At 69.3% G+C, this 12,275-nt stretch carries 15 protein-coding genes; 3 read left to right on the forward strand and 12 right to left on the reverse strand.

Annotated features, from left to right (window positions below; translation table 11 throughout):
- Position 1: 1 nt before the first annotated feature.
- Positions 2-838 carry a bifunctional DNA primase/polymerase gene (locus OG194_RS14855; protein WP_327401327.1) on the reverse strand — a complete coding sequence of 279 codons (837 nt, stop codon included), beginning with the start codon at positions 836-838 and terminating at the stop codon, positions 2-4.
- Complete coding sequence (locus OG194_RS14860) at positions 835-2,118, reverse strand: DNA cytosine methyltransferase (RefSeq protein ID WP_327401328.1); 1,284 nt, start codon at positions 2,116-2,118, stop codon at positions 835-837. Before OG194_RS14860 ends, OG194_RS14855 begins: the two co-directional genes overlap by 4 nt.
- A 147-nt stretch (positions 2,119-2,265) precedes the next feature.
- Here OG194_RS14860 and OG194_RS14865 point away from each other — a divergent pair, with 147 nt between their 5' ends.
- Positions 2,266-2,916, forward strand: coding sequence for a hypothetical protein (locus tag OG194_RS14865; protein WP_327401329.1), 651 nt, complete (start codon positions 2,266-2,268; stop codon positions 2,914-2,916).
- 331 nt (positions 2,917-3,247) lie between these two features.
- Here OG194_RS14865 and OG194_RS14870 read toward each other — a convergent pair whose 3' ends face one another.
- From OG194_RS14870 to OG194_RS14910, 9 genes are all read right to left on the reverse strand, one after another.
- The gene (locus OG194_RS14870) at positions 3,248-3,727 is read right to left on the reverse strand and encodes a hypothetical protein (protein WP_327401330.1); all 480 of its coding nucleotides are present in this window, start codon (positions 3,725-3,727) and stop codon (positions 3,248-3,250) included.
- Positions 3,728-3,932: 205 nt separating this feature from the next.
- Complete coding sequence (locus OG194_RS14875) at positions 3,933-6,053, reverse strand: FtsK/SpoIIIE domain-containing protein (RefSeq protein ID WP_327401331.1); 2,121 nt, start codon at positions 6,051-6,053, stop codon at positions 3,933-3,935.
- An 84-nt stretch (positions 6,054-6,137) separates the two neighbouring features.
- A complete protein-coding gene (locus OG194_RS14880; RefSeq protein ID WP_327401332.1) occupies positions 6,138-6,455 on the reverse strand; it encodes a hypothetical protein in 318 nt (105 codons plus the stop codon).
- A 13-nt stretch (positions 6,456-6,468) separates the two neighbouring features.
- Positions 6,469-6,804 (reverse strand): hypothetical protein, encoded by a 336-nt coding sequence (locus tag OG194_RS14885; protein WP_327401333.1) that lies wholly within the window; start codon positions 6,802-6,804, stop codon positions 6,469-6,471.
- 2 nt (positions 6,805-6,806) lie between these two features.
- Entirely contained in the window at positions 6,807-6,983 is a 177-nt protein-coding gene (locus OG194_RS14890) for a hypothetical protein (protein WP_327401334.1), read from the reverse strand.
- Between the two features lie 5 nt (positions 6,984-6,988).
- Positions 6,989-7,813: a protein spdB gene (locus tag OG194_RS14895; protein WP_327407078.1), complete on the reverse strand. Its 825-nt coding sequence runs from the start codon at positions 7,811-7,813 to the stop codon at positions 6,989-6,991.
- Positions 7,814-7,851: 38 nt separating this feature from the next.
- Positions 7,852-8,208 carry a hypothetical protein gene (locus OG194_RS14900; protein ID WP_327401335.1) on the reverse strand — a complete coding sequence of 119 codons (357 nt, stop codon included), beginning with the start codon at positions 8,206-8,208 and terminating at the stop codon, positions 7,852-7,854.
- Positions 8,205-8,651 carry a Pycsar system effector family protein gene (locus OG194_RS14905; RefSeq protein ID WP_327401336.1) on the reverse strand — a complete coding sequence of 149 codons (447 nt, stop codon included), beginning with the start codon at positions 8,649-8,651 and terminating at the stop codon, positions 8,205-8,207. Before OG194_RS14905 ends, OG194_RS14900 begins: the two co-directional genes overlap by 4 nt.
- A complete protein-coding gene (locus OG194_RS14910) occupies positions 8,648-8,914 on the reverse strand; it encodes a DUF6284 family protein (RefSeq protein WP_327401337.1) in 267 nt (88 codons plus the stop codon). Before OG194_RS14910 ends, OG194_RS14905 begins: the two co-directional genes overlap by 4 nt.
- 570 nt (positions 8,915-9,484) lie before the next feature.
- Between OG194_RS14910 and OG194_RS14915 the strand changes: the two genes are divergently transcribed.
- Positions 9,485-10,261, forward strand: a complete 777-nt coding sequence (locus tag OG194_RS14915; RefSeq protein ID WP_327401338.1) for a GntR family transcriptional regulator — start codon at positions 9,485-9,487, stop codon at positions 10,259-10,261.
- A 14-nt stretch (positions 10,262-10,275) separates the two neighbouring features.
- Positions 10,276-10,824, forward strand: a complete 549-nt coding sequence (locus OG194_RS14920) for a UTRA domain-containing protein (RefSeq protein ID WP_327401339.1) — start codon at positions 10,276-10,278, stop codon at positions 10,822-10,824.
- Positions 10,825-11,007: 183 nt separating this feature from the next.
- Here the strand turns inward: OG194_RS14920 and OG194_RS14925 are convergent, their stop codons facing one another.
- On the reverse strand, positions 11,008-12,261 hold the full coding sequence (locus OG194_RS14925; protein ID WP_327401340.1) for a styrene monooxygenase/indole monooxygenase family protein: 1,254 nt from the start codon (positions 12,259-12,261) through the stop codon (positions 11,008-11,010).
- Positions 12,262-12,275: the final 14 nt, after the last annotated feature.

The following is a 12,275-nucleotide window of genomic DNA, read 5'->3' on the forward strand; positions in this document are numbered from 1 at the left end:
GTCACAGTCCCAACGTGGTCAGGGCGTTGGTCCACGCGTCGGTGCAGTGCCGGGGCGTTTCGCCCTTGGCCTGCGCGGCGGTGAACAGCCGGGCGACGTGCGTGTCCGTGAGGCAGCCGCACCGCCCATGCGTCGACAGCACGGCCAGGAACGTCCGGTACACGGTCGAGTGGATCGCCTCCCGGGCGCCGGTGATCTGCCGCTCCGCCATGGCGATCCCACGGTCAAGAAAGGCGGGCGTACGGTGCGGGCACACCCCGCCCTGCCCCCTCAGAGGCGCTGAGGCTGCCTGCGGCGCCCTGTGGGTCGTAGACGGTTGCCTCAATGCCAGAGAGCGCACAGCGTCCGGTAGAGAGGCCATGGAGCCGTTTCCGGTTCCGAGCCAACGGGCGTACGCCGTAAGGGACTTGATGTCGATGCCGGACCGGACCGCGTTCACGGACTGCATGGTGCCCTGGTAGATCCAGTGCTCACCGCGAGTCGTCGGCACGGTCCGGGTGGTGGGCAGCGTCGCGCGGGCCCACGCGATGGCTGCCGCGTTGTCCAGGTCGACGACGGTCACCCCGGCGCCTCCAGGGTGGTAGGCGACCGCCGCCGCCCGCCGCCACGCGATGGCCCACTGAGGGGAGTTGAGGACGTTCGGGTCGGTGGTGGCGGCGGCCCACGCGTGGCAGACGCCCGGGCACTGGCAGGGGCCGGGGGTTTTCATGTTCGGCCGGCCGCCGCACGCGTTCTTCGCGCAGGTACGGCAGTTGCCGAACGGGACCTTCCCCGCCCGCAGCGGCAGCACCGGCACGCCGTGCGCGGCCAGGTCGAGCGCGGTCCGCAGGTGGCTCATGCTGCGGTCCCCCATTCCCGCCGCGCGGTGGTGTGGGCGCCCAGGAGGAGGCCGTAGGCGTGGTGGGCCTGGTGGGGCACAACGCCGTTTCCGAGGATCTTGAGTTGTTCCTTGCGGGGGATGCCGTCAACGGCGGTGACCCAGCCGGCGGGCAGGCCCATGAGCCATTCTGCGAACGCCGGCGACAGGCGTCGGTTGCCGCGGGTGCCGGGCTCGGTCGGGCACGGCGCTGGCCGCCCGGTCACGCGCTCCCACCGGCGGATCGCGGGCCCGAAGTCCGTGCCGTCCGTTGCCACCCACTGCTGGCCGTCGGCCAGGTCGCGGGCCAGGTACTCGATGGACGGACGCGAGCTCGCACCCTGCGAGGCAGACCGGTTGCGGCCGTAGCGGTGTGCGGTCGGGGTGGGCAGCAGGTTGACGACCACCTCGTTCAACGGCCGCGCGTTGCGGCCCAACAGGTTGGAGGCGCCCGACTTCCAGTCCCGCGCGGCCGGGGTGGGCAGCAGGTTGCGGACGGCGTCCGTCAGGGTGCTGCCGTACCCGGTTCCGTACGGTGATCCGTCGGCCCTGAAATTCGCGGTCCCCCTCGAATCGGCCGCGGTGGGCGTGGGGAACAGACTCACTCCTCCGGGGGCGCCGGCAGCCTGGTCACGGCGGTGCGCAGGTTCAGTCCGCCCTTGCGGTTGGGGGAGGTGCCGGGCCCACCGGTACCGTCCGCCGTGGTCGGGGTCGGCATCAGCGGGATAGCCAACTGCGAACCAGCGATCCCGCGGGTGCGGGGCGCCGACTTCGGGGTCACCAGCTCGTAGACATGTCCACCGCGCGTCATACCCGAGCGCGGCCAGGTCTGCGGCGACGACGTCCAGGCCCCGCCCCCGCGAGCGGATCGCCGCCACATTTTCCAGGAAGACGAGGCGCGGTCGAAGGACGCCCACAGCCTGAGCGACGTTTTTCCAGACCCGAGACCACTGGCCATTGATTCCGTCCCTTCGTCCAGCGTTGGAGATGTTGCGGCAGGGGAAACCGGCGCCGACCACGTCCGGCGCGTACAGGTCCCGGACCATCTGCCAGTCGACGGTGGTGATGTCCCCGAGGTTGGGCACCTGGGGGTGGTGCGCGGCGAACACGGCCGCGGCGTACGGGTCGTTCTCCGCGAACGCGGCGACCTGGCCGCCGATCCCGGAACGGATCGCCGTTTCGAGTCCGCCGTAGCCGGCACACAGGGCAACGATCGTCGGCGGCTCGATGAGGGCTCGCCGGATGTCGGTTGGATCGGTCATGCTGAATGTCTCCAGTCCTGTTGAGGGTGCTGGTGGACAAAGAGCGGCCCCGGATTCATTGGCGTGAGGTCGGGGTCGCTCTTGGCGTGGCTAGAGGTGGGCGTTCGGCGTGCACCGGGGTGTTCCGGCAGCCATCAGGAGGTTTTCGTGATCCCACTCATCGACGTGAAGGTCGATCCGTCATTCCCGGAGGGTGTGCCCATGGACATGCCTGCGGAGGACGAGATCAGCGAGGAGGGATACGGCTTCTTCCGCGGCGTGTGGGACATCAGCGGTGTCACCCACGAGGAGGCCCGCGCGATCGTGGAAGAAGAGCGGCACTTGGCTCACCTGGTGGATCAAGTGACCACGACGCCTGAGGAGTTCGAGGCCGTCGCCGGCGCCGTGGAGAGCGGTGATCCCGACTCCCTGCCGGCCGGCTTCGCGGAGCGCCACCCGGGCAGCGAGATTCTGGAGATCGTCGGGGACGGCGACCGTGAGGAAGGCGTCCTGGACGGCTTGGAGATCGGGGTGGCGGGACTGTCTTTTGCGCTCTCCTCCGTCGGGTGTTTTCCAGCGGCGAGCTGCCGGAGCCATGCCTCGGGCGGTTCGTGGTCTGATCGGCCGGTCGTCTACTTCGCGGCCGAACGCCTGACCGTTCACTGGCTGACGCCTCTGGTCCGTGACAGCGGTTGCGGGTTCGGGAACGGGAGCGATCGCGGCAAGCTGTTGTTCGTGGAAGCGCCGTCAATCAGCAGGTTCATGGAGCTGGCCAACCAGGTCCTCAACCAGGTCGAACGGCAGTCGTACAACCGCTGATCGAGGTTCGAACTCGGCAACCGAGCGTTGCGGAGCCAACCTTGGCGCGGCTAGAAGGGCGGTTCGCTGCTGTAGCCGCCGCGCGGGGTGCGGCGCAGCCAGCGCGGCAGGGGCAGCAGAGGCAGGGCTCCCAGCGGGTGCCCTCGTACTCGCCCGTCTCGGGGTGGCCGTAGTCGTGTGCGATGCCGCCGGTGCCCCGGCAGTTGGGGCAGTCGGGGCGGGCCGTGTCGATGAGCGAGAGTGTCCTGCGGGGGCAGCCGAGGGCCTTGAGCCGGATGCGCATCATGCGCGATTCCTCTCGGTCGGGCGGTTGGGGCGTTGGGCGGTGCGGTCAGTCCTGGTCGTTGTGCGTCTTGGCCCACAAGCCGGTGGTCCGGGTGTGGATGTTGCGCTGGTCCTGGTAGACGGGGCCCTCGTAGTGCTGGTGGATGTCGGGGGCGGGCTTCGCGTGCCTGGCGAGGCGGGAGAGCGCGAGGACCAAGGCGGTGGGGGCGCCGAAGACGAGCGCGCACACGAGCGGGTTGGCGTACTGGGACACGTACATGAGCACAGCGGCCGTGCCGCCGACCATGGTGGTGGTGACGCCGCCGGCGAGCATGAGCACGCTCGCGTCGGTGGCGCCCTGGCTCATCGGGGGGCGTCCCGGCTGCGCCACGGGCGGGGTGTCTCCCCGGGCGGGGACGGGGGTGGTGTCGCGGTAGGCGGTGGGCCGGTAGGCGTCGGCGATGATCCGGCGAGCCTCGGCAGCCGCTTCGACGTCGCTCATCACGGCGTCCGGCGGGGTGGTGCCGGGGGTGGTCTCGGGGTGCATGCGGAATCCCTTCCGAACATGGATCAGGGAGGCAGGGACACCCCCTTCGAGGGGCGCTCTGGAGGGGGTTTCAGGGGGCTTACCTGGGGTGCCTCCCCGCCTCCCCGAAATGATGTTTCCGCTGATCAATGCGGGGGATGCGGGGTCAGGCAGGGAGGCGGGGACTCTGCCCCGCCTCCCTGCCCTGGGAGGGTGTGCCTCCCTGTCATCCGGCGGTGGAAGCGGAACCCTCGTCGTCGCGGTTGGTGAGGGCGCGCCGGACGTGATCGCGGTGGACGACCATGCGCCCGTTGGACTTCTTGGGCTCCTCGCCCTCGGCCTCCAGCACGCGCTTGAGGTCGCCGAACGTCCAGCCGTCGTAGGCCGCCTCGTCCAGCACGGCGAGGCGCTTGAGGATGTCCAGCGTGAGCAGACGCGACGCATCGCCCATCACCCCGAGGATGTCCGCGAGTGGGTCGCGGTCCTCGCCGCGCTCGATGACGGTCAGCGTGGTGACGCCGTCGCGCAGGGCCTTGGCGCGCTCGATGATGGCCTCTGCCGCGTCGTCGTCGACGTAGTGCGTGCGCACCGTGATCGACGACTGCCCCTTGGGAATGTCGATGCCCGACGAGGCGACGACGAGGGTTCCCTGATCCAGACCTGGGCGCAGCAGGTTCGGTGCGGCGCCGCCGTCGACGGCCTTGTCTCCCAGCGCCATGCGCGCCTGCGACTCGGTGCCCAGGGCGAGCGAGGCCCGCGTGTGGGCGCCTTCGCGGACGAGCTTGGGGAGGTTTTGGTCGGTGGGGTCCTGAGTGCCCTGCCACATCAGCACGTTCACGGCACGGCCCTGGTTGTGGATTTTGCGGACGGCCATGAAGTAGCGGGAGGTGGCCTTCGAGCCGCCGTAGAAGCGGCCCTCGTCGTCCTTGAGCGGGCACATGAACGCGACCTGCGCCTCGTCGACGAGGACGATGAGCGCGGGGAACACGGTGCCGGGCGGCGCCATCAGACGACGGTTCATCTCGTCCACCGCGCCTTCGACCATCTCGGTCACCTGGATGACGTGCTCGTCGGTCGGGCCCTGGATCAGGGTGGTGGCCACGCCGTCGAACATCTTCCAGTCGCCGATGCCTTTGAGGTCGCCCATCAGGAACTGCACCGACTTGTCCAGCGCCAGCCACAGGGCCAGGGAGCGCAGGGCGACGGTCTTGCCCTGGTTCGACAACCCGGTGATCAGCAGGTGGCGCTGATACACGCTCAGCGCGGCAGCGTCCCCGCGCAGGTCCTGCCCCCAGGGGGCCTTGCCCTTGGTGTAGTCGGCGGTCATCGTCTCGTCGGTGACCAGCGGCGACGGGCCGATCGGCTCATCCAACGCCCCGGAGTCGGCCACCCACAGACGGACCGTGCGGGCGGCGGTCGGGATGGTGATGAACACCTCGTGCTCGTGCCGCGCGAGGTTCTCGGCCAGCTTGCGCCGCTTGTTCTGCACCTCGTTGGTCGACACCCCGGACGGGAGGGTGACGTCGACCTCGACTCCGCATCCGGCGATCCGGATCGGTCCGAGCATCGCCGCGCCGGCGTCGCCCATCTCCTTGATGGCGTTGCGCAGCGCGGGCACCCCGAGGTCGCGCAGGGCCTTGACGACGATGGACGGGGTGATCGGCTCACCCTCGCCGGTACGGACGTTGGCGGGGAGCGCCCACTGGGGTGCGGCCTGCTGCTTGCTGCCGACCGCCCACAGACCGAGCAGCGCGAACAGCGGACCGAGGATCACAGCGGTGGGCCAGATGACCTGAACGATCCGGATCAGGGTCGCGATGAAGTCGATCGTGGCCATCAACGGCGTGATGACATCGGTGACATCGTGGGTGTTGATGGCCATCACGACCCCGAGCGCGACCAGCACCCCGACACTCATGGCGGCGCCGACTCCGACGCCCTTGGCGGCTTCCACGGGCGAGTGGAGCAGATCCATGCGGCGGTGGTGGCGGGCGGCGCGGAAGCGCTGCAACCGCTCCTCCCACTCCTCCGCCAACTCAAGGTTCCCCGCGGCTTCCGCCGCGCGGATCATCCGCTCGTAACGGGCCCCGGTCTTCCCGTCCCAGGTGCGGCGGGCCACGATCCGCCCGCCGTTGAACGTGTAGAGGCTGTGGCGGGCGACCGCGCGGGCGGCGGACTTGGTGTTCTCGTGCGTGACCGCAGTCTTCACGGCCCGCCCCGAGCGCACCCACAACGGCACCACGGGCGCCGGCGGGGCGTCGGGCACCACGGTCAGCACCGTGGGCGTCCCGTCCGGCTCAGCAACGGTCGGCGGGGTTTTGACGAGGCGTACGACGTTCTCGGACATGCTGGAAGTGCTCCTGACTGCCCCTTTGGGGGCGGGAGTTGAGGAAAGGCCGGGGCGGCCACCCTGGCGGGCCGTACAGGCTGGTCAGAACCAGCCGGAAGACTTCTTGGCGGCCTTGGCGCGGGCCGCCTCGGTGAGCAGGCGCTGCTTCTCGTTGTGGAAGGCGGTCAGTTCGGCGGTCAGCCGGGCGGTGATCGAGGAGTCGATCGACTCCATCCGGCTCTCGGCTCCGCCCGTGCTGCGCCCCTTGTGGACGCTGTGGGCACCACTGGCCAGGGCGCGCGTCATGGAGAGACGCTCGCGGGCGGTCAGCGGCCACCACTCGCCCCGCTGTACCGCTGACAGCTTGTTCTGTGCCTTCTGGATCTCGCGGTCCAGGCGGCGGATCTCGGACTTGGACACGGTCAACTCCCCCTCAGAGGTCGAACAGGCCGCCCTGGTCCACGGAGGACGCGGGCGCCTGCTTGCGTGCGAGCCGGGCGGCGGCGCTGTGGCAGTCGGGGCACCACGCGAGCAGTTCCGTGGCGGGAAGGCGGGCGGCGGCGATGCCGGTGACGAGCGGGTCGACGGGCGCGGCCATCAGGCGGATGCGGTGGCCGTGCTTGCTGCTGTATCCGTCGTGCTCACGCGGGCAGCGGCCGTCCGTCTTGGCGTGAGGCTGGCCGCACGCCCCCGTGCACTGGCAGCGGTAGCCCGCCGCTTCCATGACCAGCAGCCATGCGCCGGTAGCGGCGAGAGGCTGGGACCGCATGGTCAGCTCGCTTTCGGCTTGCGGCGGCGGTTGGGGGTGGCCATCGGGCCGGTGGGCGAGTCGCCGGGCCGGACCCCTGCGCGCCCCCACGTGCCGGGCGACTTGCCGGCGGGGTTGATGGGGCCGGGGTCCGGGCGGGTGATCTCGTCGTCCTTGCGCGGGGTCTTGTCCCGCCACATGCCCATCAGGCGACCCGCTTCCAGGCGGCGCGGAGGCGGACCTCGGATGCGGAGTGGCCGGCCGCACGGAACCGCATCGCCATCTCGCGGTACGACAGGGCGGGTGTCTCGCTGGTACGGATCTCGTCGACCAGGCCGTCAAGGTCCCCGTCGCTGAGCGCGGGTGCCGCCCATCCGAGGGCGGGAACGGGCTCGGAGCGTCCCCATACGGGAAGTTCCCACTGGGAGGTGACGCCGGGCGTGACGGGCCTCGTCACGCTGGTCAGTGCCCTGCCGGTGTCCTTGCCCTGCCGGGCCGTCTCCAGCGTCGACCACGCCCGCGACAGACTCTGCGCGGTCTTGGCCTGCACCCGTGCGACGCTCGCCCCCGCCTGCGTCACGGCCGTCAACCGGGTTGCCTCCGTGGCGGCTTCGGCCCGCAGGCGGGCGCGGGCGACGGCGGCTTCGTCACGTGCTTCCTGCTGAATGCCCTGGATCGCGTCCAGCGCGGTCGGGGTGAGCGCGGTCCGCTCCCACATCCCGTGGACCAGCCACAAAGCCTTGGCCGCGATCGGCAGCCACGCCACCGCCAACCACGCCCCGGAGGACGCTTCAGCGGTGAGCGCGTGCGCGACGAGGACGCCGGCCGCGATGGCACCGAAGCACCAGCCGACCCCGGTCACCACGCGGGAGTGGTCGCCCTGCGCGGCCAAGCGGCGTTCGTAGGCGAGGGTGGCGAGCCATCCGCCGTCGATGCCGAGTCCGACGACGAGGGCGACGAGCCACGGCATCGCGCTGCCCAGCCACATCGTGACGACGGCGAGGGTGAGGACCATGGACACGGCCGTCATGGCGACGGCCGGCAGCACGGTCTTGGTGGTCTTGGCGTTCACCGTGTACCTCCCGCCTGCTCGGCAAGGGCCGTGTCGCCGGCGGGCACGGTGGCGTAGGCGGTCAGCTCGATCTCCGCGCCCCCGTACGTGCCGTGGCCATCGAGGACGGCGGTGCGGTGGTCGCACTGGATGTGGAAGTCGACCGAGTCGGGCTCGATCCTCAGCGCGTGGCGCCACTGCTCGAACGCGCCGAAGCTGTCGCACGTCATCCCGTGCAGCGACAGTCGCAGCACCTTCGGGTAGATGGGCGACACTTCCACGACGGGAGCGGTCAGGTGCGGGAAATCGACCGCGAGCAGGCGCAGCGTCGCAAGCGGTCCACTCAGGCCGCTCAGCGTCAGGTCCTCGTTCATGCCGCACCCCCTGCCGCGATCAGCACGGCGATGATGAGCAGGGTGCCGCCGGTGAGGGTTAGGTCGACCGCGCGGCGCAGGCCCGTGTACTTGGCGACCGCCAGGCGGGACAGCCCCGCGATGTCGGCGGCAAGGTCACCGGACACGGCGTCGGCGATCTGCTCGGGGGTGAGGGTGGCCCACAACGGGAAGCCGTGCCGGCCGCTCAGGTTGGGGCGTACCGAGCGCAGCAACAGCCCTGCCGCGCCGATCAGCAGCCCCATCCCGAGCACGCCGACCACCAGGGCGGGCGGGATGAGCGGGAGGGAACTGGCGATGGTCCAGGCGCCGGCGAGGACCGCGCCGACGAACGCCAGCAACAGGGCGGTCTTGTTGTCGGTCCGCGCAATCTCCGCCTTCACCTCAGCGTGCGCAGCGGTCAGGTTCTGGTCGGTGGCGCTCATGCGCCCACCCCCGGCATGCCCTCGGTGGTGCGGTTGGCCTGCTCACGGCGGGCCGTCAGCAGGCGGCGCCAGGCACGGCGGATGCGCTGCTGGTCCAGCTCGCTCGGGGTGCGGTCAAGAGTGATGATCTGTGCGCTGAGCAGGTTGACGCCCGCCGTGATGGCGGGCATCTCCTGCTCGATCGCGTCCAGTTCCGCGTCCGTGGGCTCGATCCAGTCGGCGAACGCGGTAACAGTCTCTTGAACAGTGACGATGTGCTTCATTGGGTCGTGTTCCTCTCAGCGTGGAACGGCCCGAACAGCGGCCCCGGGTCTAGCCACCCGGGGCCGCGCGCCGTTGAAGTCGGGAATCCGGCTCCCCTCAGCGCCGCTCGTACGAGACGAACAGCGGAGGCAACCGGCCGTAGCTGTTGAGCTGCGGAAAGGTCGGGTTGCGCTGTACCGCGCACGGGACAGAAACCGTGCGCGCCCGCCCGCTTGTTTGCGGAGGTGGGGCGGGTCCCCCTCAAACACTCTGTTGAGTTTTCAAAGAACAGATCCTCCCCGGCAAGCGCGGTAACCCCTGGTCAGAGGGGTTCTCGTCCTCACGAGACCCGCCGGGCGCTCTGCGGTCGTGTAGTTCGAAGCAGCCCAAAGAAGGGCCCTCCCTGCGCTCCGCTGAACTAGTTCTGCGGTGCGCTGTGACGATTAAGACACGCCCCGGAGGGGGTGTCAACAGAACTAGTTCAGAGTCTTCGAGATTCGTTCGGGCGGTCGCGAAACGATCCCGGCTATCCTCTTAGGACTAGTTCTGCAAGACTGGGGGCGCGAGCCACACATCCGAGGGAGTCACGCGTGGAGGAGACCAAGGTTCCGAAGGTTCAGCGGCTGGCCGCTGAGCTGCGGACGAAGATTCGGCAGGGGGTGTACCCCCCGGGGTCCGCGCTGCCCAAGGTCCGAGAACTTCAGGAATCCGAAGGCGTCGCCTACCAGACCGTGCGCGACGTGTATCGAGTGCTCGAAGACGAGGGTTTGATCATTTCCCGCAGGGGTGAGGGCACCTTCGTGTCTCCGATCCTCGGGAAGATCCACCGGGACGGAACTGGCCGCTACATCAAGTCGGCCAGGGAAGAGGCCGGCGCCCGTGGTGCGTTCGCGGCGGAAATCGCCAGGCTGGGGATGACCTCGAACGCGACAACCGTGATCAGTCGGGAGCGGCCACCGAAGCGGGTTGCCGAGATTCTGGGCATCCATCACGCCGCTAAGGCACTGGTGCGGGCGCGAATCATGCGCGCCGATGCCACCGTGGTCCAGGTGGCGGCCTCGTACTTCCCTGGGGATGTGGCGTTCGACACTCAGCTCGAACAGCAGGACACAGGAGACGGCGGCAGCAAGTCTCGTCTTGCCGAACTCGGGTACCAGCAGACCAGCATCCGAGAGTCCATCGACGTACGGCCCCCGAGCAAGACTGAAGCCGAGTCCCTTGGTGTCTCAGCCGACAGGTTGGTCTACGAGATCACCCATGTCGGCCTGACCGAGAGCGGCAGGGCTGTGGAGGTCTGCGTGCACGTTATGCCCATCACCCTTTGGTCACTCAGCTATGAGTGGCCCATCGACCTGCCCGCAGTCTGAGAGGAAACACCGAAGTGAGCAGCAACACCGCCATCGTCCGCGACGCCACAGAGCGCTACCGCACCGCTCGACGGGAGGCAGGTGAGAGCCGGGGCGCCTTCGAGACCGAGATCAAGCGGCTCGGGGGGACTCCCCGGGTGGAAACCGCGATCCGTCGCGACGTCGCGCCCTCTCACGTGGCCGAACTCCTCGGCATCGCGGCCACCGACCAGACCGTCATCCGCGCTCGGCACATGTACAACGGCGAGAGCCTGGTGCAGCTTGCCGACTCGTACGTGCCTGTGGACGTGGCGGAGGCCGCCGGCGTAGAGAACCCTGACCCCGGGCTTGGCGGCATCATCAGCCGGATGCGTGACGCTGGGTTCGAGCAGACCGAAGCGATTGAGGAGGTCTCTCTGTACCCGGCAACCTCGATCGAAGCAGAGGCGTTCGGGGTTGAGGTCGGTAGCAACCTGCTTCAGATCACGCACACCGGCTACACGAAGACCGGCCGTGCCGTGGAGGTCACCGTGCACCGCCCTAGCCCCGGCTGGGTCCTGCGCTACAGCCCGCCCCTCAGCTGAACCCTGCCCATGGTGACGGCCTGCACCGAACGGTGCAGGCCGTCACTGTTTCCGCCCTTAGCCAGATCTCACGTCGTAGCAGGTCACGCACGCTCTCCGGGGCCGTCTGTGGGCCGTCCAAGGACGGCCCACGACGACCAATAACGACCAACGACGACTGTTCGGCCGCAGGTCAGATGCCCGTCAGGCTCCGGCGACCGAGGCCAGGTACGCCCCAGTCTTCTCCGGCTCATAGAAGAAGTTCTCAAAATCGGCGGGGTCATCAAACGCGTTGGCGAACCGATCCGCCACCGGCTGCAACTGCCCAGCCGCCCCAATGAGGTTGAGAATATGCTCCGGCGGCGGAGCCAACATCGCGTTGGTCCACTTCGTAACGTGCCGCGCAGTCGACCAGTACCGCTCGAACGTCGCCGTCATCCAGTCCCCGTCGAACTCCTTCTCCCCGTGCTCAAGAATCGACGCGAGATACGAAGCGGCGCACTTGGACGCGGAGTTGGACCCCTGCCCGGTGATCGGGTCGTTCGCGACGACGACATCCGCGACACCCAGCACCAGGCCACCACCCGGCAGCTGACCGACCGGGTTACGGACGGTGGGCGCGTACCGCCCGGCCAACGTCCCACCCGCGTCCGTGAGTTCGACGCCCCGCGCCCGCTCGTACTCCCACGGCGTGAACTTCTCCATGAGTTCCAGGGTCAGGGAGAGGTGCCGGGCCGGGTCCTTGATGCCGTTGAAGGCGTCCAACGGCCCGCCGGGTATGCCCTCCCAGAACAGGATGTCCGCACGGCCCGACGTGGTGAGCGTCGGCATCACGAACAACTCGCCGACGCCGGGCACCAGGTTGCAGCGGACCGCGTCGAACTCCGGGTGCTCCGGACGCGGTCCGAGACCGTGGACGTAGGAGACGGCCAGGGCGCGCTGCGGCTCGGTGTACGGGGACCGCTCCGGGTCGCGGGCGAACATCGAGACCAGCTCGCCCTTGCCCGCCGACACCAGGACGAGGTCGTACGTACGGGCGAAGTAGTCGAGGTCCCCAACAGCCGCGCCGTGGATGACCAGTTGGCCGCCGCGCTGGGCGAACGTCTCCATCCAGCCGGCCATCTTCACCCGCTGGTCGACCGACTGCGCGTACCCGTCGAGCTTGCCCACCCAGTCGATCGCGCGCTGTGTCGGCCCCGGGTCGTGCGAGCCGGGGGCGGCGACCGAGACGCCGAGTCCTTCGATCTTCGGGGCCTGGGACTCCCAGAAGTTCAGCTGGAGATCGCGCTCGTGCTGGAGTGCCGTGGTGAACATGCACTGCGTCGACATGACCCGTCCGGAGCGGATCTCGTCCGCCGTCCGGTTGGACATCAGGGTGACCTCGTACCCGTGCGACTGGAGTCCGAGGGCGAGTTGGAGCCCGGACTGGCCGGCTCCGACGACGAGTATCTTCCGCATACGGGTGGTGGCTC

It is taken from the genome of Streptomyces sp. NBC_01288 (genome assembly GCF_035982055.1).
Lineage (GTDB): Bacteria > Actinomycetota > Actinomycetes > Streptomycetales > Streptomycetaceae > Streptomyces.

Bases quoted from the DNA above. Each gene is read 5' to 3' on its own strand.
- OG194_RS14870 (WP_327401330.1), bottom strand. From the start codon at position 3,727: ATGCACCCCGAGACCACCCCCGGCACCACCCCGCCGGACGCCGTGATG.
- OG194_RS14910 (WP_327401337.1), bottom strand. From the start codon at position 8,914: ATGAAGCACATCGTCACTGTTCAAGAGACTGTTACCGCGTTCGCCGAC.
- OG194_RS14895 (WP_327407078.1), bottom strand. From the start codon at position 7,813: ATGACGGCCGTGTCCATGGTCCTCACCCTCGCCGTCGTCACGATGTGG.
- OG194_RS14875 (WP_327401331.1), bottom strand. From the start codon at position 6,053: ATGTCCGAGAACGTCGTACGCCTCGTCAAAACCCCGCCGACCGTTGCT.
- OG194_RS14855 (WP_327401327.1), bottom strand. From the start codon at position 838: ATGAGCCACCTGCGGACCGCGCTCGACCTGGCCGCGCACGGCGTGCCG.
- OG194_RS14925 (WP_327401340.1), bottom strand. From the start codon at position 12,261: ATGCGGAAGATACTCGTCGTCGGAGCCGGCCAGTCCGGGCTCCAACTC.
- OG194_RS14860 (WP_327401328.1), bottom strand. From the start codon at position 2,118: ATGACCGATCCAACCGACATCCGGCGAGCCCTCATCGAGCCGCCGACG.
- OG194_RS14905 (WP_327401336.1), bottom strand. From the start codon at position 8,651: ATGAGCGCCACCGACCAGAACCTGACCGCTGCGCACGCTGAGGTGAAG.
- OG194_RS14900 (WP_327401335.1), bottom strand. From the start codon at position 8,208: ATGAACGAGGACCTGACGCTGAGCGGCCTGAGTGGACCGCTTGCGACG.
- OG194_RS14885 (WP_327401333.1), bottom strand. From the start codon at position 6,804: ATGCGGTCCCAGCCTCTCGCCGCTACCGGCGCATGGCTGCTGGTCATG.
- OG194_RS14890 (WP_327401334.1), bottom strand. From the start codon at position 6,983: ATGTGGCGGGACAAGACCCCGCGCAAGGACGACGAGATCACCCGCCCG.